Source organism: Paenibacillus campi (genome assembly GCF_034659835.1).
Taxonomy (GTDB): Bacteria; Bacillota; Bacilli; order Paenibacillales; family Paenibacillaceae; genus Saccharibacillus; species Saccharibacillus campi.
In genome coordinates, this window is sequence record NZ_JAXSQZ010000001.1 from 353,738 (window position 1) to 375,712 (window position 21,975).

General features: G+C 46.6%; 16 protein-coding genes. 11 read left to right on the forward strand and 5 right to left on the reverse strand.

The window, feature by feature from the left end; translation table 11 throughout:
- Window positions 1-281 precede the first annotated feature (281 nt).
- Window positions 282-2,159: a DNA helicase RecQ gene (gene recQ / locus U1I11_RS01350; protein WP_322903169.1), complete on the forward strand. Its 1,878-nt coding sequence runs from the start codon at window positions 282-284 to the stop codon at window positions 2,157-2,159.
- A 308-nt stretch (window positions 2,160-2,467) separates the two neighbouring features.
- Here the strand turns inward: recQ and U1I11_RS01355 are convergent, their stop codons facing one another.
- A complete protein-coding gene (locus U1I11_RS01355) occupies window positions 2,468-2,872 on the reverse strand; it encodes a DoxX family protein (protein ID WP_322903171.1) in 405 nt (134 codons plus the stop codon).
- Between the two features lie 462 nt (window positions 2,873-3,334).
- On the opposite strand from U1I11_RS01355, the gene U1I11_RS01360 reads away from it, so the two are divergent.
- From U1I11_RS01360 to U1I11_RS01380, 5 genes are all read left to right on the forward strand, one after another.
- Complete coding sequence (locus U1I11_RS01360) at window positions 3,335-3,874, forward strand: cupin domain-containing protein (protein ID WP_322903173.1); 540 nt, start codon at window positions 3,335-3,337, stop codon at window positions 3,872-3,874.
- Complete coding sequence (locus U1I11_RS01365; protein ID WP_322903174.1) at window positions 3,875-4,714, forward strand: hypothetical protein; 840 nt, start codon at window positions 3,875-3,877, stop codon at window positions 4,712-4,714.
- Window positions 4,715-4,739: 25 nt separating this feature from the next.
- Window positions 4,740-6,503, forward strand: coding sequence for a B12-binding domain-containing radical SAM protein (locus tag U1I11_RS01370; protein ID WP_322903175.1), 1,764 nt, complete (start codon window positions 4,740-4,742; stop codon window positions 6,501-6,503).
- Between the two features lie 673 nt (window positions 6,504-7,176).
- A complete protein-coding gene (locus U1I11_RS01375; protein ID WP_322903176.1) occupies window positions 7,177-7,995 on the forward strand; it encodes a PP2C family serine/threonine-protein phosphatase in 819 nt (272 codons plus the stop codon).
- A gap of 191 nt (window positions 7,996-8,186) precedes the next feature.
- Complete coding sequence (locus tag U1I11_RS01380) at window positions 8,187-9,038, forward strand: HD domain-containing protein (RefSeq protein WP_322903178.1); 852 nt, start codon at window positions 8,187-8,189, stop codon at window positions 9,036-9,038.
- Window positions 9,039-9,473: 435 nt separating this feature from the next.
- On the opposite strand, the gene U1I11_RS01385 is transcribed toward U1I11_RS01380, so the two are convergent.
- On the reverse strand, window positions 9,474-10,397 hold the full coding sequence (locus U1I11_RS01385) for a methyl-accepting chemotaxis protein (RefSeq protein ID WP_322903179.1): 924 nt from the start codon (window positions 10,395-10,397) through the stop codon (window positions 9,474-9,476).
- A 1,067-nt stretch (window positions 10,398-11,464) separates the two neighbouring features.
- Between U1I11_RS01385 and U1I11_RS01390 the strand changes: the two genes are divergently transcribed.
- The 5 genes from U1I11_RS01390 (at window position 11,465) to U1I11_RS01410 (ending at window position 17,044) form a co-directional block, all read left to right on the forward strand.
- Entirely contained in the window at window positions 11,465-12,067 is a 603-nt protein-coding gene (locus U1I11_RS01390; protein WP_322903181.1) for a hypothetical protein, read from the forward strand.
- A gap of 66 nt (window positions 12,068-12,133) precedes the next feature.
- Window positions 12,134-12,607 carry a DUF7716 domain-containing protein gene (locus tag U1I11_RS01395; RefSeq protein WP_322903183.1) on the forward strand — a complete coding sequence of 158 codons (474 nt, stop codon included), beginning with the start codon at window positions 12,134-12,136 and terminating at the stop codon, window positions 12,605-12,607.
- 272 nt (window positions 12,608-12,879) lie between these two features.
- Entirely contained in the window at window positions 12,880-14,709 is a 1,830-nt protein-coding gene (locus tag U1I11_RS01400; protein ID WP_322903185.1) for an HSP90 family protein, read from the forward strand.
- Window positions 14,706-15,788 carry a hypothetical protein gene (locus U1I11_RS01405; RefSeq protein ID WP_322903186.1) on the forward strand — a complete coding sequence of 361 codons (1,083 nt, stop codon included), beginning with the start codon at window positions 14,706-14,708 and terminating at the stop codon, window positions 15,786-15,788. Before U1I11_RS01400 ends, U1I11_RS01405 begins: the two co-directional genes overlap by 4 nt.
- Window positions 15,789-15,967: 179 nt before the next feature.
- Window positions 15,968-17,044 carry a hypothetical protein gene (locus U1I11_RS01410; RefSeq protein WP_322903188.1) on the forward strand — a complete coding sequence of 359 codons (1,077 nt, stop codon included), beginning with the start codon at window positions 15,968-15,970 and terminating at the stop codon, window positions 17,042-17,044.
- Between the two features lie 239 nt (window positions 17,045-17,283).
- Here U1I11_RS01410 and U1I11_RS01415 read toward each other — a convergent pair whose 3' ends face one another.
- From U1I11_RS01415 to U1I11_RS01425, 3 genes are all read right to left on the reverse strand, one after another.
- A complete protein-coding gene (locus U1I11_RS01415; RefSeq protein ID WP_322903189.1) occupies window positions 17,284-19,038 on the reverse strand; it encodes a methyl-accepting chemotaxis protein in 1,755 nt (584 codons plus the stop codon).
- Between the two features lie 669 nt (window positions 19,039-19,707).
- Window positions 19,708-20,271, reverse strand: a complete 564-nt coding sequence (locus tag U1I11_RS01420; protein WP_322903191.1) for a hypothetical protein — start codon at window positions 20,269-20,271, stop codon at window positions 19,708-19,710.
- A 198-nt stretch (window positions 20,272-20,469) separates the two neighbouring features.
- Window positions 20,470-21,759 (reverse strand): CYP152 family fatty-acid peroxygenase CypC, encoded by a 1,290-nt coding sequence (locus U1I11_RS01425; RefSeq protein WP_322903193.1) that lies wholly within the window; start codon window positions 21,757-21,759, stop codon window positions 20,470-20,472.
- Window positions 21,760-21,975 lie beyond the last annotated feature (216 nt).

Genomic DNA, 21,975 nt, shown 5'->3' on the forward strand with positions numbered 1-21,975 from the left:
TTGGTTAGCTTGAAATCCTATGCTTGAATCACGGTAAAGGCTGGGAAAATTGTTGTGCATCGGTTATAATAAACATAAAGAAAGCAGACCAGGCAGGTACTCCTACTTACTGGGCTGCTTTTTGCCGTCTGCACTGCTGTGTACTCGTTATGCGGATGCCGGCAGACAGCATTTTAGATCGTAATGTAGATACATGACAGCCTGGATGATGGCATGACATGTTGACTTGAATACGTACTAATGAGAGCTGGTCAAGTTTAGATAGACAGGAGTTTTGCATAATGAGCATACAGGCGCCTGTAATGCAGCAGGCACAGCAATTGCTGCAAAAATATTTCGGGTATGAAGATTTTCGCGAAGGACAGCGCAAAATTGTCGGCAGTCTGCTCGATCGCCGTGATACGCTTGGCATTATGCCAACCGGGGGCGGTAAGTCGATCTGTTATCAGATTCCGGCGCTCGTCCATGATGGCGTCACACTCGTCATTTCGCCGCTGATCTCGCTAATGAAAGACCAAGTGGACGCATTGGAAGCGGCAGGTGTGGCAGCCGCTTATATTAATAGCACACTCAGTGGACGCGAGGTTAATCAACGCATTAATGCGGCGCGGCGCGGGGAATTGAAGCTGCTGTATGTGGCACCAGAGCGATTGGAGCTGGATTGGTTCCGCGAGGAAATGAACGGTGTGAATATTACGTGTCTGGCGGTAGATGAAGCGCACTGTGTTTCGCAATGGGGACATGATTTTCGTACCAGCTATTTGGAAATTGCACCTTTTGTCGATCAATTGCCACAGCGACCGATTGTTGCCGCCTTTACAGCGACGGCGACTCCGGAAGTGCGCAGCGATATTTTACGGCTATTGCAATTGAAGCAGCCGGAAGTGTTTATTACCGGGCTAGGAAGGGATAATTTATCGATGTCCGTTCTGCGTGGTACAAAGCGCAAAGAATTTGTGATCGATTATGCGCACACCCATGCCAATGATTCCGGCATCGTATATGCGGCGACACGCAAAGATGTGGACGATCTGTACAGCCGTTTGCTTAGCAGTGGCATTCAGGCAGGACGTTACCATGCCGGGATGAGTGATGAGGAGCGCGATCGCAGTCAGGAAGCGTTCCTTTACGATGATATTCGTGTCATCGTAGCGACCAATGCGTTCGGAATGGGGATCGACAAATCCAACGTACGTTATGTGATCCACTACAATATGCCCAAAAATATGGAAGCGTACATTCAGGAAGCCGGACGCGCCGGGCGTGACGGCGATCCGAGTGAATGTATTTTGCTATTCAGCCCGCAGGACATTATGACGCAAAAATTCCTGCTTGAACAAAATATGAATGAAGGCGATCGCAAACATAACGATTATCGCAAAATGCAGCAGATGATCGACTACTGTTATACGACCAAATGTTTGCGCAATGCGATGCTTGATTATTTTGGCGAGCAGCATTCCGGTGAACATTGCGGTCAATGCAGTTCCTGCCGCGATAACCGCGAACTGGTCGATACGACGATTGAAGCACAAAAGATTTTTTCGTGCATTTACCGTTTGCGTGAACGCTTTGGTGTCTCGATCGTCGCGCAAGTGCTCAAAGGCTCACGCAACAAAAAAATACTGCAATACAAATTCGACGAATTGCCAACCCACGGTCTGCTGTCGCACTTGACGGAAAAAGAAATTTCCGAGCGCATTAATGTGCTGGCAGCGGAAGGCTATCTGCTGCTCACTGAAGGTCAGTACCCGGTCGTCAAATTGCAGCCACTTGCCGCCGAAGTGCTCAAAGGCCAGCATAAAGTGATGCAACGCGCCCCATTGCCAGTCACCACACCAGCAGCGGCAGGACGCAGCACATCCGGCAGCCGCGCGCGTGCTGGCGATGATGGGCTATCTGCCGTTAACGAAACGATTTTCGAGCAATTGCGCCTTATTCGCCGTGAGCTAGCATCCCGTGAGGGCGTGCCGTCGTATATCATTTTTAATGATGCGACATTGCGCGAAATGAGTGTAGTCGAGCCGCAAAATGAAGGCGAAATGCTGACGATCAAAGGTGTCGGTGAAGTGAAATATCGCAAATATGGCGAGCCGTTCCTTGCTTTTTTCCAAAAGAAGACGATGGAGGAAAATAGCACGTACGGGGATGAGTATTAACACAAGCGCAGAAGATGAAGGCAGACTAGCTACAAGCAAACAGCATATGCCTACATGATACATGATGCGTGTGAACATCATAACAAGCAAAAATAAAAGGGAACCCCGTCCGTGGAGGTTCCCTTTTGCGATTGCTTAAGTCTGTCCAAAAGTCAGGCGGATATGAGCTACACATACTACGAATTAAATTGACAAAATATACAAGTCTGCTCGGCATAGCTATTGTTATCATTGACCTTCACAACAGCTACACGCTCGTTTTAAAATGCGGATGAAGATTGGACGATATCAACTCGTCGTTTACGATATTACGCCGTTTTACGACGGAACAACATCTGATCGAGCGAGAAACCGGTATTGTTGCTAACCGCCAAATACAGCGCAACGAGAATAAATGCCAAATCAAGTTCATAACCAGCCATTTGCCCATTGCCCATCAGCCCGGCAGACAATTTGACCGTAAAGATGGCGCCCAGCAAAACGATAATGAGTAACACCGATACATAACGAGTAAACAAGCCGATAATGAGCAAAATGCCACCAACGAGTTCAATTGGAGAAACGACATAAGCGAGAAAGCCCGGAATGCCTACACTTTGGAACCAGTCCGACACACCTGCCAAGCCCATCTGAAATTTACTAATCCCATGAGCCAAAAATAAAATACCAAGTACCACCCGCATAATCGTCGATACTACTGTTAACTTCATCATAAACCACTCCTTAAATAATTTGATTACTAAAAGTAATTTACAACCTGTTTGCTAGTTGTGTCAATAAAAATATTGTTAGTAGTTATTTAATATTTTCACAGGTAATATTTGTTGGAGTAAGCAATTGGATGAACACGAAAAGAAATGAGGTAACAAAATGCGCTAGACAAGTGCGATGAATATAGCAAATGAATACAATAAAATTTTAAAAAATAGACAATGGTCTCATTTGGATTCGTAATCCGGCTCGTTCATGCTATTTTTATTTGTACATAGGCATTACAAGCAGTTTCAAGATAGTTTGTCTTTGTTCTTTTTCAAAATCTCTGTCAGCTCCTATGTTGATACACAAACATATAAGCTAGCCAGCACCAATTTCATTTGCGTCATTACACCGCCCGCCTGTATGATGGAAACTACTAGCAACACGCTAATTTTATCGATGCAAGGAGAACGATCACGATGGAAATCGGTTCGATGATTCGTGCCATTCGTAAACGTAAAAACATAACGATTGCCCAAATTTGTGAGCAGACCGGTCTATCGCAAGGATTTATGAGTCAATTGGAAAATAATAAAACATCGCCTTCACTCGCTACATTGGAAAGCATTGCAGCCGTATTAAACGTTTCGCTTGCCTATCTACTGCTGAGCCGTGAAGAACGCATCAATGTAGTGAAAAAAGATGAGCGTCCACTCACTTCGATCGGCAAGCAGCCGATGACGGTATACGAACTCGGCATTACACGCAATATGCGGGTCACGCTCGTGGAACTGCCGCCCGGCAAATCCAGCTCTGAGCAGATGGTGGCGCATGAAGGAGAAGAAATTCATACGGTCGTACAGGGACGGGTACGCGTAGAATACGGCTCCGAATTGACCGAGCTGGATGCGGGTGACAGCTTTAGCTGGAATGCGGTCGTACCGCATCGGGTGACCAATATCGGTGCAGAGCCGGCAAAAATATTAATCTCGGTCTATCGGGAACGGGAGTGGATATGAATGAGCGGCAGGCGACCGCTATTTGCCACCTATGTTGGCATCGATTATTCCGGCGCAGACAGACCGGATGCACGTATTAAAGGACTCGCGGTTGCAGTAGCGCAGCAGCACAAACCGTTTCGGCTGCAATGCCCGCCATTACCGCGTCATCGTTCACTACAGTCTGTTCAACTATCCAAAGCAAATCTATGGTCAAGGCGCCTCGTCTATGAGTGGTTATTGCATGAACTGCATCATAGCCGTGAGCGGATGATCGTCGGGTTGGATCATGGTCTATCGTATCCAAGTGATCAGCTCCAGCGGCTTGGGTTAAGCAACTGGGCTGAATTTTTACATTGGAGTAGCCGTACATGGAAAACGACCTGGCTGACGATGAAGCAGAGCAAAGAACAGGCGGCATACGTCAATTCCGTCGCCAAACGACTGGTGGAGCGCGATTTTATCCCATCTACTAAAAGCGTCACCGATCTGGATCGTATATCCGGTATGCAAGGGGCGGTATCGTATTCGACCCATACCGGTTTGCCGTGGATATATCGATTGCGCCAATGGCAGCGGCGCGGGTTAAAGGTGCATTTTTGGCCGTATGATGGATTACACGTACCAGACGATTGCCATCTAATTACCGAAGCCTATCCAGCGCTATATCGGCGGCGCATAACCGCTACAGCATCGTTTGAGCGACTGAGCGAGCATGAGCGTGATGCCGCATACATTGCGGAGTGGATGCAGGCGCGCGATCAGAGCGGTACGCTTGCTCCGTATTTGGAACTCGCCACATTAAGTCAGGCAGAACAGCAAATTGCCCTGCTGGAAGGCTGGGTACTGGGCTGTTTATAACATCAAGCAAAGGAGCGGATCATCCATGAAGGTTGTTCTGTCCACATTAAATGCGAAATATATTCATACGTCACTTGCCATCCGTTGCCTGAAAGCGTATAGCGAGCACGAATTTGAGATTGAACTGGCGGAGTATACGATCAAAGACCCGGTGATGAATATCGTATCCGATCTGTATCGCAGACAGCCGGAGGTGATCGGCTTCTCCTGTTATATTTGGAATATCGAAGAAACGATTCGTGTAATCGAAGTGCTGAAAAAAGTGATGCCACATACCCGCATCGTGCTCGGTGGGCCGGAAGTATCGTATGATACCGAGCAATGGATGCAGCGTCTGCCGCAGGTCGATTTTATCGTGATCGGTGAAGGGGAGGAGACGTTTCATCAACTATTGCAAGAGATCGAAGGTGCCGGCAAATACCATTTCATTTACGGTGTCGCTTATCGCAAAGGCGATGAGATTATCGTCATGCCAGGCAGACCGAAGCAGGATTTGAATGAGCTGCCTAGCCCGCATCGTTTTGCGGAAGATATTCCGCATTTGGCGAAGCGGGTCGTTTATTTTGAGACGAGTCGTGGCTGTCCATTTAGCTGTCAGTTTTGCTTGTCCAGTATTGAGGTAGGGGTACGATATTTTGATATCGAGCGTACGAAAAGCGATATTTTGTACTTGATCGACAATGGTGCCAAATTGATCAAATTCGTCGATCGTACGTTTAATATTAAACGAGACTATGCGCTGGAAATGTTCCGCTTTTTAATTGACAATCATAATGGCTGTACATTCCAGTTTGAGATTACGGCGGATATTATGCGGCCTGAAGTGCTCGATTATCTTGCTGCGCATGCACCGCCAGGGGTGTTCCGGTTTGAGATCGGCGTGCAGTCGACTAACGATCCGACCAATGAGTTAGTAAAGCGTCGGCAAAATTTTACGAAGCTCAGCCGCACGGTCAATAGTATTAAACGATCCGGCAAAATCGCGCAGCATCTCGATCTGATCGCCGGGCTGCCGCTGGAAGATTATGCGACATTCCGCAAAACATTTAATGATGTGTTTGCACTGGAACCGGAGGAATTGCAGCTTGGTTTCCTCAAAATGCTGCGCGGCACCGGATTGCGTCTAGATGCGGACAAGTATCAATATACGTATATGGATCATGCACCGTATGAAATTTTGGGCAGTCATGTGTTGTCATTTGAAGATATTGTACGGCTCAAACGGTTGGAAGATGTGCTCGAGAAATATTGGAATGCCCATCGGATGGATCATACGCTTGCGTATTTAATGCGTTATGAATTTCAGTCGCCATTTGATTTTTTTCAGGCGTTTGGCGATTATTGGGAGCAGCAAGGTTGGCAAAAAATCGGGCATCAGCTTGAAGATTTGTTTACTCGTTTGCAGGCATTTTTACAGCAGCACGGACTGCGGCAGCCGGATAGGGTGCACGGTTTAATGAAGCTTGATTATTTGCTCAATCATCGGCAAAAACCGCGCAAAATCTGGTGGGATGATGCACCGGATCGCGATGCAGTCAGTCATTATTTGCAGGCGATCATGCAGCGTCCAGATGAATTGCCTGCCGGGTGGACAGGCGCAGGCATTAACGAGCGCGAGTTGCACAAGCATATTATGCTGGAAACATTGCCGTTCCGCTTAGATGCGATACTGGCAGGTGAGCCGGAGACGGCAGCGGACAGCGGAAGCGTGCTGTTGGTGAGCTATCGCCAGCAGGAGCAGGCGAAGCCGGACTATGTTATTTTGCAAATGCAGTCGTATGAGGTGTGACAGGTTAGCGGGAATAGGGAGTTAACAATATGACAGCACAGCATACTTGATCATAAGCGGAGAGTGACAGAGGAGCTGATCGGCATTGCGCAGGCATCGTATGTATTTCAATCCACACGCTCGCACGGAAGTAATGAAATCGGTTTGATACTGTTTGCAGAAATATACGGATGGAAGCTGTCTAATGTTTAACGGCAACGCTGGAGGAAGCAACAGAGCAACAGATTTCGTCCACTATTTAAGGTATAATGGGAACCGGCAGTTTAACTGCACGGTTCTTTTTGCCTGTTAGTATGGAGCGGACAGATCAGATTGTATATTCAAACCGTCATACACGTCCTTTACGATCATTCAGCACTTACAGCAGATTTAAAGTTGAAATTGATCTCGGTCAACATGCTAATGTGCTTGAGCTGCTTTGCACCGGAAAACGGTGTGCAACTGAGCGGATGTGATAAGGTATTCTTTGCCCTGATGTTTACTGCCGAACGGTCTGCTGCCGAACTAGCTGACAGACAGGCATCATTGGCTTGAATAAGCGGAACGGTGCTGGATGATGCGCATCGTCCATGTTTGGTTACCGATAGCGATATGAATAGGCAGGCAAGTATTTGGCTTATGCTGCAATAGACAGGTGTAACGATACATCAATACCGAATAAGGAGGATGGCGGATGAGCTATAGCTGGGTAGGCAGTCGATATATGTTTTTGGATGAAATTTCGGTCACAGAACAGAAAGGTATCCATATCGGGCGTTATGGCGGTAATACGCTAAGTGGGGCGAGCAAAAATGAAGATGGATTGATCGTGCTGCAAAATGAAGCGGGCAACTGGCGGCTGGCTGTCGTGCTAGATGCACATCATAGCGCTGAAAGTGCAGAGTTGGTCGTCGATCAGCTACTTCATCATAAAGAGGAATTGAGCGCTTTGTTGGAGCAAGGCGATGCTTTTGAACAACTTCAATCGTATGTCGTTAGCTTATTGTCCGCGGAAAGTTTTCGCGCTGCCTGTCGTCACGTAAAAGGCGAAACCGCGCTGCTGATGTTATTTCAGCATGAACAGTATGTATGGTGGTTGTCAGTGGGCGATTGTGTAGCTTATGTGCTGCATCCAGAATTGGCACAGCTCGGTCAATATGCGCTAAATCAGCGACAATTTTACGAATGGATCGGTCAGGTGAATACATTTGACCAGCCGGTGCCTTGTTACAGTAGCGGACGGCGCCAATTGCGTAATGGACGGAATGTGCTTGTGCTAGTGACGGACGGTATTGTGGAAGGAGCTGAGCGGCAGTATGAGCAGGGGCAAGTATTGTATGACGCTTTGTACAATGAACATAGTATGAGTTTAAATATGCATCGGTTGCTTAATCATCTGCATACGACCGGCTCTTATGACAGTGCGACGATGATTTGTTGGGAATATGATTATGCAGGTGAAGCGGATATGCCGTCCGATCAGAAGGCAGCTGTGCACAATGATGGACAGTGAGGAGGCTTTTATACATGCCGATCCGATCTGACAGCGTTGCCGTGCAATTTACATGCACAAGCGAATTGATCTGCCGCTGCAATTATACCGATCATACAATCCAATATAGTGCAGCAGAGGCAGCTCCATCATATGCCTGTCCGATAAATCCGAATATAAGACGTTCATAATAGCGGAAAGGAACGATTACATTGACAAACAATCATCATACCGAGATGGCGACCGGCAGTTTATCCGCTGCGGCAAGCGATGAACAAACACCACAAACACCACAAGCATCGCCAACACTACAACCATTACTGCCAGCCGAACCGTTATCCGCAACAATAAACGAACATACCGATACCGACACCGCTATTCCAGCAGCGCCAATAGCGGAAATACATACGGATTTGCCGCTAGCACAGCAGCAAATTCTGGCGGCTACGTATGCGTTTGTCAAACAGGAGCTGGGCGGCGAGACGAGCGGGCATGATTGGTGGCATATTCATCGGGTCGTGCAGATGGCACGTCGACTGGCATTGGCGGAAGGGGCGGATGATTATATTTGCAGCATGGCAGCACTGCTGCATGATATCGCTGATGAGAAACTTAATCCATCCAAAGAAGTGGGGATGCAGCGAGTTGCCGACTGGCTGGAACGGCAAAAAGTAGAACTGGAAGAACGAGCGCATATTACGTTTATTATTGCCAATATGTCATATAACGGTGGCAACAATCCGCCCTTGCCTTCCATCGAAGGCAAAGTCGTACAGGATGCGGATCGGTTAGATGCGATTGGCGCGATCGCGATTGCCCGTACATTTGTGTATGCCGGGCATGTAGGTGATATGATGTATGATCCCGACTTGCCGGTGCGCCAGCAGATGACGGCGGCGGAGTATCGCACTGGACGCAGCACCGCGATTAATCATTTTCACGAAAAACTGCTCAAACTTAAACACCGTCTCAATACACAGTCTGCACGCCAAATTGCGGAAGATCGGCATCGGTATATGGAGGAATATGTGCAGCGTTTTTATCAGGAATGGGAAGGGCGTTAAGCATACGTATGTACGGTTATTCATCATAGTTGAACAGCTATTATAAACAGGATAAGCAATTTAGCCGCCCTGGCGTTCGGGCAGGAATGTACACCTGCGCTATCGTTTCGCTTTAGGGCGGCTATTGTTATGCGCTTATTTATAGGGGGAAAGGGAATTTATATTTTATGCTGTATACAAAAAGCCAATCATGTACATTAACATAAATCATGATTGGCGGATATATAAAATTACAATCTAAGCAAGTGAATGAGCAATAGATGCAATTGGGCAAGTGATTTATAATTTTACAGATTCATGGATTCATGGATTCATGGATTCATGGATTCATGGATTCATGGATTCATGGATTCATAGATTCATAGATTCATAGATTCATAGATTTACAGATTTATGGAGGAACAGGCGATCAATCTACTGTAGTGACTGCAAAAACTAGACGATATCGTATACTTTGCGTGCCTGCACATCAAGTTGCTGTGCGGAAGAAGCGAGCAAATTGAATTCTTCCAGTGCAGTTGCGATCTGTTCGCGGCTCTGCTGTACATTTTGATCGACATCGGTCGTGCCGCTGGAAATTTTTTGGATTTCTTTGGTGATAGCATCGGCGTTGTTTTTAACTTCGATGATCGACGCTTCTACAATCCCTGCCAGCTTACGTACTTCTTTGGCAACGATATCAAAGCCGCGTCCAAATTCACCTGCATGGGCTGCTTCAATCGCCGCATTTAGCGCCAGCAATTGTGTTTGTGAAGAAATTTCGCGGATCGTTTTGACTACATTTTGAATCGCTTGTGCCTGTTGTTGTAAGCTGTGCAGCACTTGCGTATTTTCCGACGAAACGATAGCGATTTTTTGAATGCTGGCTAGCAGCTCGCTATTACGCTGGATACCTTCTTCAGCACGGCGTGTCAGATCGTCCGCCATCTCCTGCATATCGGTAACAACATTCGTAATATTGATCTGACGGGTCGTAATATTGGTCGCGATTTTGCATATGCTAACGACACGGATGCCTGCGTCATCATAGATTGGCATATACGTCGCTTCAAGCCAGATCGGATTGCCATGAGCGTCTTTACGCTTGATTTTATCTTGATAGCTGCGACCAGTCAGCAACCCTTTCCACATCGTTTCGTATTCCGGGGTTTGCGTAAATTCAGGAAAGCAAAATTGCTTATGATTCAAGCCGATCATTTCATCCGTACGATAGCCCATCGCTTGCGCGAAATTTTCATTAACATAAGCGACTTCACGGTTGTGGTTAAAACGGATAATTGCCAAATTCTGATTGAGTGCCTTCATCATTAATTGATCATTAACTTCATAATTGGATGTAACAGGAATGTATGTGGACATATAGAGCCTCCATCGTTCAATCTCTAAACTAAGTTATATGAGAGCAAAGTGATAAATGATTATATTGTTATAAATAATATAGTGAGTTAATATACTGTATACTTATATATCGTATGCGAACCAATTTTTGATTAGGTATTTTAACATATCTTCATAAAAAACATAAATTTAATCGGTATAAATTAAATTTTGAGTAAAATAATGGTTGTAATTAGATAAAGATATAATTTATAAAGAAAACGGATTCCTACATTGCGCTTGTAAGTCGGAGTGACAAGCGTGTTTATAAGCTGAAATTATCAACTAGTAATTGTGGCGTAGCATAAAGCGAAGTGTACAGCATCTATACAGTTACCTGCTTGACGAGTCATCATACGGTGTGTGTATATATAGCATAAGAAGTATGCAAACAAGAGAAGTATGCAAGCAAGCATTTGGCTGTGATTATAGCTGCTTTCGCGCGTTATAAACCAAACATAAGCAGCGGTCACCTCCCTGCAATAATTATGATCGTTTGCTTTCAGTCTGCGCTAGGAAAATGAACGTTAATATAGCAATATAGCAGCGATTATAATGATGAACATTAGACGGAAGCGATTGATGTTGAAGAAAGGACAGACGATTAAAAACAGCATCGTTCATACAGCTTAGTTTCTTAACCTTGTAGTACGCTAAAATGTTAGCTATGGGTCACTTTACACAATATTTTATTTCATATGTGTTATTGTATTCAAGTTATACGAAGCAGGTAGGAGAAAATAATCTCTCCGTATAATTGAGACGGAGGTCTGGTTGTTCTCATCCAATGGGAACGCTATACTTAAAAGTAACATCCCATCGTAGCGAGCCTGCTGTAGCAAATAGCTGTCGTGCAAACTACGAATCAGTAATACCGGGATGAAAGCATTGCATTCTACATATAGCAGGTGTTCACAATGTAATATACCCGATTGAAAGTATGTTAATCGTCACTCGTCTGATAACGGTTGCGCTGTATGTAATGGAAGCTTATCCGAAACCGTGCGGATACGCCTTCAGCATCGTATGCCGGTGAAAGGAGGGTCACTATGAAACGCTTTGTAGATGTAAGTGGAGAGCCGTATGCGATGTGGTCTATTTTGCGAAGCGGCAATTCGGTTATGGTCAGGTGCACATGCGGCAGTGAAGCATGGATTCGCTCTGACAACGATCAACTAGTGCTAATATGCAAAAGCTGTATGCAAAAAAAGGTGTATGAGCAAGCAGCGGTTTACCGTGTAAGTGGAAACTGCAACTATTGCGATCGCTGGTTTAACGAACAATTGCATGAGCAGCGACAATTTACACAACATATGCTGAATTATCCGTGTCCGCATTGCGGGACGGTTCAAGCTATGCCTGTGCAGAAACGATTCGACTGTATCTATTATGCGCCTGAAATTCGGCAGGGGCGAGAACCTTATTTTGGCATGGAACTGTATTTTATGGCTACTTATCGCGGGAAACCAGTGTGGGCGCTGAATCGGGAACATCTTGATTATTTGTTGCATTATATCGCTGCCGATCAGCGTCAACGTCCAACGTATGCATACACACGTACCGCTTCCTATCGTGTGCCACGTTATATGAAAGCAGCGAAAAATCGCGACGGCATCGTCAAGTTGCTAACACGGATGCAAAATCAATGGTGAGTGATGATGCGATAGTCAGCGGGTGACTGTAGCAATGCATATATTATGCCGAAGGGGTGAACAGAGATGAGTCGTTATGAAGATCGATTGAACGATTACAACCATCTTCAGCATGCGGATCGTCTGACATTTGCTACATTGGATCAACTGGTCGCGATGTGTGGGAAGCTGCACAACAACTGGCTGTATACTAATGTGCAGCATTGGGAGCATGATCCGCTGCATACGCCGGTATATTATTTTGACGAGGATTGGCTAGCAGAGCAGGAAGCACAGGGGCAAGCAACCGAAAATGAACGCGGTGATATCGTTCCTAATGATCTGCTAGAAGCTGGCGTGCAAACTTGGTTTGAAATGGCAACTTTTGAAGATGTAATCGATGTGTTGTATGAGGCAGAGCAGCCGGTCACATTGCCGATGATTGTGATCGCGCTTAAATATTATTACGAATATGATGCTTTTTTGGATTATGACGATGTGGAAGCACGTTTGCAGCTGCATAGTGTATTGAAGCAGGTCAATGAAGCACAGTCCGAATGAAAGCAAGGCGCTCAAGCATGATGGGGGCGCATAGAAGTGGCAGCTATGACGGTGTAGTTTGAACAATGACGGATGATGTTATGCTCTGGTGTTACGGATGCAGAGCGATATGCGGTAGAACAAGTGTGTCACTTCTGGACGAAATGACCGACTTGGGGGCGGTATGAAGTATACAACATACAATGCCAATGATAAGACGACAGTTGCAATGATCACGAACAATTATATTTAAGCATGCTTATCCAATGAGCGAGACGAAAGGATGACCGATTATGACGAACCAAGATACATACCGCTTTCAGGTCAATCTGAGCGGCATGATTAATATTTTATCGAATCATCTGTACAGCAATCCACGGGTATTTCTGCGTGAAGTGATGCAAAATGCGGTCGATGCGGTGACGGCACGCACGCAGCTACAGCCCGAACATAGCGGGCAAATTCATATCGAGCTGACCGGTGATGCTACAAACCGAACGCTCATTATTGAAGATAACGGGATCGGTTTAACTGAGGACGATATTCATGAGTTTCTGGCGCAAATCGGTCAATCGTCCAAACGTGGTGAAGCGGCATTTACCGGTGAAACGTCATTTATCGGGCGCTTTGGGATCGGGTTATTGTCCTGTTTTATGGTTAGCAATGAGATCGTTATGGTCACACGCTCGGCAAAAGGCGGGCCAACGCTGGAATGGCGCGGTCAACCGGACGGTACGTATAGCATCCGCAAGCTGGATACCGAATTGTCGCCAGGCACGAAAGTGTATTTGCGCTGCAAACCGGGCAGTGAGCTGTATTTTGAGCCGGACTATTTGGCGGAAGGATTGTATTATTACGGGGCGTTGCTGCCGTATCCGATTACGCTGCATGATGGGCAGCAGACAAAGGTGATTAATGATCATCGTCCGGCATGGCTGCATGAGCCGGAACTGGCGCGCAGTCATCGCGATGAGGTGCTGGCGTTTGGCGAGCGTCTGATGGGCGAGCGTTTTCAAGATTTTATCCCACTACGCACGTCGTCCGGTCGGACGGGCGGGATTGCGTTTGTATTGCCGCATGCGGTCAATCTAAACGCTAAACGCTCGCATCAAGTATATTTGAAATCGATGCTTGTGTCGGATAAAGCGGAAAATATTTTGCCGGATTGGGCGTTTTTTGTTAAATGTTTGATTTGGACGGATGAGTTGCAACCGACCGCATCGCGTGAACATTTTTATGAAGATGAAAAGCTGGAACATGTACGCGGCGAATTGGGCGATTCGATTCGTAGCGAATTGATGCGCATGGCGGATTATGATCCGGATCGGTTGCAGCATATTATCCATTTGCATGTGTTGTCGATGAAAGCACTCGCTACCGAAGATGAGCAATTTTATCGTATTATTCATCGCTGGTTGCCATTTGAAACGACGTATGGTCGTCGTACATTAGGCGATATGTTGAAAGAGCATGACGAAATTTATTTTACGCTCACATTGGACGAGTATCGCCAGATTACCCATGTCGCTGCGGCACAGGCGCTGCTCGTTGTAAATGGTGGCTATATTTACGATGCCGAGCTGATGACGGCGTTGCCGCTCGTTAATGATGAAGTGCGTACAATTCGGTTGCAGCCGGAAGATGTGTCGCTGTCATTTGTCGATCTAACGCCGGATGAGCGGCGTGCGTATTATGAGCTGACCCGTACTGCCGACATGGCATTACAGCGCTTCCGTTGTCAAATTCAATTGAAACGGTTTAAGCCATCTGAGCTGCCTGCATTGTTCACATTGTCCAAAGAATCATCCGATCTGCGTTCACTGGAAGCCGCCAAAGAAGTGAGCACAGACGCGTTAGCTTCGATTCTTGGCAGCCTTGGCTCGGCGCTAGAGCAGTCCGCCTATTCGACACTGTATTTAAATTTGGACAATCCGGTCGTAAGCAAAATTTTCATGCCTGGCAATGAAGCGATGATGGTCGTAGCGGTAGAAATGCTGTACGTCAACGCGCTGATGATGGGGCATTATCCGATGAATCGTCAGGAGCTGGCGGTGCTGAATCAAGGCATTTTACGCTTTATTGAACTCGGTCTGTCCGCAGGCGGAAGCGGGGAGGCACGGTGAGCGGCGTTTTTGCGGATGAAGAATGTAAACGATTGTTCTGGCAGTCACGTGCACTGCCTAACGGAACTGCCAAGCTAGAGCTGCTCGAACAGGCTGTCCGTATTGCCGATGCGCTCGGCGATGTGCAGGGAGCCTATATGATCCGTGAAGATTTGGTGGAAGCGGCGGTATTTAGCGGCTTTGCGCTTAAAGGGATCACTCATTTCTCCTGGCAGCTCGGTCAGTTTGATATCCATCCGGCGCTCTACAATGAACGGGAACTGTTATGGTCATACAAATGGATCATTAGCAATTCGATGCATTTTCCGCAAATTAGTCGCCAACAGTTGATGGAGCTGCTGGCGGATATGCGTGATCGGTATATGCGTGCAGGTTATAGTGAACGTACGTATTATAGCAATCTGTTTACGCTGCATATGCATACCGGCGAATTCGAGCAGGCGGATGAATATTATGCAATCGTCAAAAAAATGAAGCGTGAAAATATTAGCGATTGCCGCGCCTGTGATCAAAATGAGATCGTCGAATATTTTGCCCGCACCGGACGGTACAAGGAAGCGCTCAAAGCGGCAAAACCGATCGTAGATGGCAAAATGCGCTGTACCGAAATTCCGCATTTGACGCTGGCGGAATTGTTAATGCCATCGTATCAACTTGGTGAGCATGGGCAGGCGGCAGATTATCAACATCAGAACTATCCGATGATTCGCAACAATCGCGATTTTTTGCGCAGTATCGGACTGCATATTGCCTATCTCGCCCATGCCGATCCATTTAAAGGATTGCAGCTGTATGAACAGCATGCCACATGGTCGCTCGACTCTGAGAGCCCGCTCGATCGAATGTATTTTCACGCTTCGGCAGCGGGCTTGTTCCAAGTGCTGTCACAGGAAACGGTAGCGTTTAACGTACGGTTACCAGACGGTTATCCTTATGGAGATGATCGCCATCATATGTCGTCATTGTCGCATCATTTACAGGCGATGGCATTGGAGCTTGCCGAGCAATTTGATCGCCGTAATGGTACAGCGTATTATGTCGATGCAATGCGCAAATTATCTGCTGCACAACCGTTATAGTTCATTTGGTCTTCACGGTAAATGAACAGGTAGCCGCATTGTATGTCACGATAAATACGTATGTACATGAATGAATAAAAGATGAGCGTGTTACTTCAACAAACGCAGACGCGGAGTGTACGGTGTGCACTCTCATTGCATACATCCCAATATAGAAATGATCGCTATAGGAGGAATAAATGATGAGCATGGATACAGAACAAAGTTATGAGGAACTGTTAAATGAGGCGTATGGGATGCCCAACGGGCGCGCCAAGCTGCAATTGTTAGAGCAAGCAGCACGAATTGCCGATACGCTTGGTGATGTGGAAGCAGGTTATTTTATTCGTGAGGAAATTGTGGAAACGGCTGCGTTTAGCGGTTTTCCGCGTACAGCGCTCGTTGCTTTTTCATGGCAGTTAGGACAGTTTGACCAAAATCCGGAACAATACGATGAGACAACATTGCTCTGGTCATACAAATGGATTCTTGGCAATGTCGCAAGTTTTCCAGAAATTGAGCGTGCGCAAATCGAACACTTGCTGGAAGATATGCGTCGTCGCTATTTGGAATACGGGTACAGCGATTATACGTACCAATATTACCGCTTTGTGCTGGCGCTGGATTTTGGCGAGCTGGATGCGGCTGAACAGGTGTTGGAGCATGTCAAACATTTGGAACGGGACGATATGAGCGATTGTGAAGCGTGTGAGCAAAATGAATTTGTCGATTTTTGGTCACAGCGTCAAAATGATGAGAATGTGCTAACGTTGGCGGAGCCGATTTTGCGTGGTCGATTGAGCTGTGCCGAAATTCCACATTTGACACTGCCTAAAGTGCTTATGCCGCTGTATCGCCAAGGCAATCAGCAACAAGCGGATCAGTATCAAAAGAAAAGCTATAAGCTGATTTATGACAATACCGACTTTGTGCAAAGTATCGGTGAGCATATCGGTTATTTGACTGTAACTGATCCGTATAAAGGGTTGGAATTGTTTGAAAAGCATGTGCACTGGACAGACATTAATGAAGCACCGATCGATAAAATGCTGTTCCACGCCTATGCCGCCGGTTTGTTCAAGCGTTTGAGCGCAGAGACGGTGCAATTTAATGTGAAGCTGCCTGCATCGTACCCTCATCCTGAACATGCTACCGATGTGAAGCGACTGGCAGCATATTATGGCGAACTGGCGCTGAATGTGGCGCACCAGCTTGATCGTCGCAACGGGAACACCTATTATAGCGAGTATATAACACGGTTGATGGATACAGTTTGATCGGGGGAGGGAGCAGATGATCCGATCGGTTCTGAAAAGGGGACTAATTAAATCTGATCGCATCCCGCGCCACGTGGAGTCCAGATGATCCGATCGATTCCAGCCGTGAAAGCTATACAGGCAGCCGATTAACACCAACTGAAACGATCCGGTTTGCGCCAGTTCATCATTTACATGAACAGGCAAACCGGATCGTTTTTTTAACTCCATTCGTTATGATCATCACTTGACCGAGCCGATCATACGTGTACACGCTGTACCGCTTCACTCATCGCGTCGGTCTGTTGACTCAGCTCGGCAGAGCGGTCGGTAATTTTGTGAAACAAAGACGCTTGCTCATGTACGAGCTCATAAATTTCATCCGCATAATCGGACACATCGGATGAGACACGCGCGATCGTTTGGACGGAGGCAGCGGCTTCTTCCGTACCGGCGGTAATTTGCTCGGCGGCAGCCGAAATTTCCTGAATACGGTCGCTTACCGTTACAAAGGCGGCGATCACCTCTGTAAATGCATGCTCTGCGGCGGCGGTAATTGTTACGCCTTGTTTAATTTCGTTGGCGGTTTGATCCATCTGTGTCCCGATGCCAATCGCTCCTTGCTGAATGCCAAGCAGCAATGTAGAGATCATCTGCACCGATTGATTGGAAGCTTCAGCCAGCTTGCGCACTTCATCAGCTACGACAGCGAAACCTTTACCATGCTCACCGGCATGAGCTGCCTCGATCGATGCATTAAGGGCGAGCAACTTCGTCTGGGCGGCAAAGTCTGTTACCGTATGCAATGCACTACCAATCTGTTGCGAATAGTTGTTTAATGTGCTGACCATCACTGAAACTTGATCGGCAGCTTGGGAAATATGATCCATCTGGTGTTTGACATGCGTTATGCTCTGTTGTCCGGTTTTTGCTGTTTGCAATGCATCGGTTGCGGCATCTGAGACGGTAGCAGACGATTCCGAAATATCGTTAATGCCACGGGCGATTTCTTCCATCGCATTGGAACTGTCTATAACCCCTTGTTTTTGTGTATGGGCGCCATGACGGATTTTGTCCATCGCCTGATTTACGGTTGTACTCATCTGCTGCATGCCGTCCGCATCTTGTTTGAACTGTACTGCGGATTGTGTCAGTATAGACGTCGTTGAAGACACACCGGTTACCATATCACGCACCATTTCGTGCAAGTTACCGGACATATGCAGCATCGCGTTATACGTGCTGCCAATCTCATCTTCATTGCGTACAGTACGTGTGGACAACAGACGATGTGCTTCCGCTAACTGACCGTCTGCCATCTGTAGCACACTTGATTTTAATGTATGGAGTGGACGTAGTGCACGTATAATGACGAACATGACCGTAGCGATGCCAATTACGGTCAAAATGAACAACAACAAATAAAATATCCAGCTTGATTTCAATACATTGGCTTTAACATGATCGATTACCGCTACCGATGTATCGATTCCGATCACACCGAGCAGCTTACCGTTTGTATCTAGAATGGGAGCATAGGAGGAAATATATCGTCCGTATTCCTTATTATTAATAATGGAGGAACTGGCGCTTTGCCCGGCTAACAGACGTTGTACCGCAGCAGGAGGAATATCGGTCACTTCATTGATGGCGGAAGCTTTATGCGGGTCTTTCATCCCGTCTACGATCATGAGCGGCGTGCCTTTGGCATCGATTTTGACAAAATATACATACATGGCACCAATGCGCTGACGAAACTGGTCTAGCTCATCACGAATCGCCATAAAGTTTGCATTTTGCTGCGGATTTTGCGCAAACTGGATATAGTTTGCTTTATCGATCTGTTTGACATAACTTTCGGCAATCTGAACATTGTAGCTAGAAATCGATTCCTCTGCCGCCAGTTTCATATTCATCCATTGCAACAATAAACTGCCAGCCGCAACGACCATCATCACAAGCGTCACCATAGCTACAATACGAATGACCAAGTGATTTTTGAAAAAACGAACCATCCCATCATCTTCCTCTCACGCACACACCGTTGTAATAAAGTTTAATATAGACTAAAGACTCAGGCTTATAGAACTATTATATTATGAAAATCGTAGCTGAATTTGTCGTTTTTTGCAATAGAATATGCTCAATTTTATGACTATTATTGCGTTGTTTTCCGGTTGGAGTGAGTAAAGTAATTAAGAGGGGGAAGATGGATGAACTATGGAATAGAGCGGAATTTTTGGTGAATGTATAAATAAAAGTGCGCAGGTGAGGCATTGGAAGGAAATACAATAAAACAGGTGGCATATTGTGCATAACCTCCATATCACTGAATTGTATAATAACTGTACATCGTTTGTTGTGCTTGCCGATAGTTGCTACGCAATATTATACATATACATAACGTGTTGTAAGCGTACTTACGCTGGTAGATACATAAAACCCACTCTTGCGAGTGGGCATGGGCTGTTTGAACCGCTACATTGTTAGTCGAAAATGACGGATTTGTTGTATACCGAAACGATCAGCATGTGTATACTTTTGATGCGTGATGCGTGATGCGTGATGCGTGATGCGTGATGCGTGATGCGTGATGCGTGATGCGTGATGCGTGATGCGTGATGCGTGATGCGTGATGCGTGATGCGTGATGCGGCGATACTTATGATGAACTATGCCGCTCCATTAGCGATCAGACGTCGTATCCGAATCTGAACCCGATAGGGTCTGCCCAGCAATTCGCCAGCGTTTGCTAAATTTGCTTAGACGTGGATGTAGCTGATCCGGCTGCTCGGTGAGCACGAGGCTGATTTTGCCAATCCATTCCTCAAAGATCGCAAAAGAAGCAAATCGATTCGCCATCTCCGGTGTCAGCAGCAAAAAGTACGGTGATTCATAATGATCGATTAATGTGCGCAGTGCAGCTTCCATCGGCGTATACTTTTTGCGCTTGCCATCCCAGCCTTCCACAGTGACTGCGCGATGAGCACCATCATGCTTCCATGCTTGTAAGCGTCGTTCCCGTTCGTAAAAGGGGGCAACAGGCTCGTTGGACATCCGTCGTACCGTTTGCTCATGCAGCGGATAGAGCACCAGTCGTGCGAAGTTCATTTGCTGCATCGTCATGAGCGCCTGCTCCAGCTCGGCATTGGAAATATGCTGAAACGAATCATAATAGATCAGCGTACCGCGTGCATAAGATGGCGGCGGTTCATAACCGTAAGGGACGTGCTGAGTAGGTTGTGACATGCGGTATGCTCCTTTGATCATATCGTATCGGATTGCGTTTATTGCGTTGCTATCCGTATTGTACTTGTCCTGATACACAAATGACTAGTAGCTTGTCTCAAATTTATCCAGGGATTACGTTCGTCTGAATGCTGCACGGTTCAAGCAGGGTTCAGATGGACGCAACCTTACATCTTCCTGAGACAAGTCACTAGCGTATTATTGCGTATGTGTTGATGAAACGCCTTTAGGACGGGCATGGCTCATAATAAAACGGCTCGCCGGCAATGCTGGCATACGCGACAAATCGATCGATAAGTCTTGCTCTGGCACCTCATAGTCCAACTGACCCGCCAGAAATTCCAGACTAATGCGCATGACATCAATCGTCAGCCACTCGCCGGCACAGCGATGATCATGACGATGATCACCACCACCTTGTGGAATCAGATCGAACGGACTGCCATCCCAATCTGCGAATCGCTCCGGGCGGAATTGCTGCGGCTCATCCCATAGTTTTGGATCATGTGTCGTCCCATACACATCAAGCAGGACGGTCGTGCCTTCTGGAAAATGATACCCTTTCCACGTAAAGTCTTTGCGCACACGTGCACCGAGTATTGGCGTAAATGGGTACAGTCGCCGTACTTCCTGTACAAACCATTGGTTATACGTGTGATCCCCATTTTCAAATGATTCGATCAGTTTTTGATGTGTTTGCGGGTGCAAATGCAAAGCATGGGCGCTAAATACGACATAATACGAAATCGCTACGATCGGACGGATAATATTGATCAGCTCGACAGCGGCTAATTTGGCGTCTAGCAGTACCCCGTCCAGATCACGGTGCCAGGAAATCGTATAGGCTGCCGTCTGTTCAGCAACTTGCACGCGACCAGCACGAATAAGCTCCACCAGTTCGGTGACCCACTGCTCGGTACGCTGCCTTGCGTCACGACCTTCTTGATGACGCTCACCGATCGCACCAAACGCTTCAATCATGCTGCCAAGATCATGGGCAATCGTCTGCACATCTTGTTCGCGCAGCGGTACGCCTGCCCACTGACAAGCAGAACGACACATTATTTGTTGAGCTTCGTCAAACAGTTCCAGTTGCACCGTACTTTGCCAGCGCATCGCCGCAGCTTGCCATTGCTGATGCACAATTTCCTGTACCATCTGCAACCGATCTGGTGTCATTAACGACATAAACATTTGCTTACGATGAGCATGTGCCTGACCGTCTAACGTCTGTACGCCTTTTTCGCCAAACAGCGATTTTTGAATCCGCTTCGGAATCGCCCCGCTGCGCTGGAAAAGTTCACGATCATAAAATAACTCGGCTGCCTCTTTACCTCCAATACAGATCGCCGTTTGCCCAAGCAGACGTGTCTGAAAAATATCCGTTTGCAGCTTTTGTCTGCGATCCAGTACATACGTATATCCTTCCGCCAGCAAATTGATGCTACTGTCAATCGTATGATCGTGAGGAATGTCCAGATTTTTCATAGAAATCGCTCCTTTGGTATCGTTTATTGGATGACATTAACGGAGGCAGACTTGAAATTATGTACGCAAATGAACAAGCAGACGCTGTTCCAAACGTGCTTCCGCTGCCACAATCGTTATTCCGTTTAGTTACAAATGATATGTCTAACTCGCCTTAACTCATAAGCTTGCGTACATGCCTGCTTTGTTTGTTATACTGAGCAAGACTAATGATGA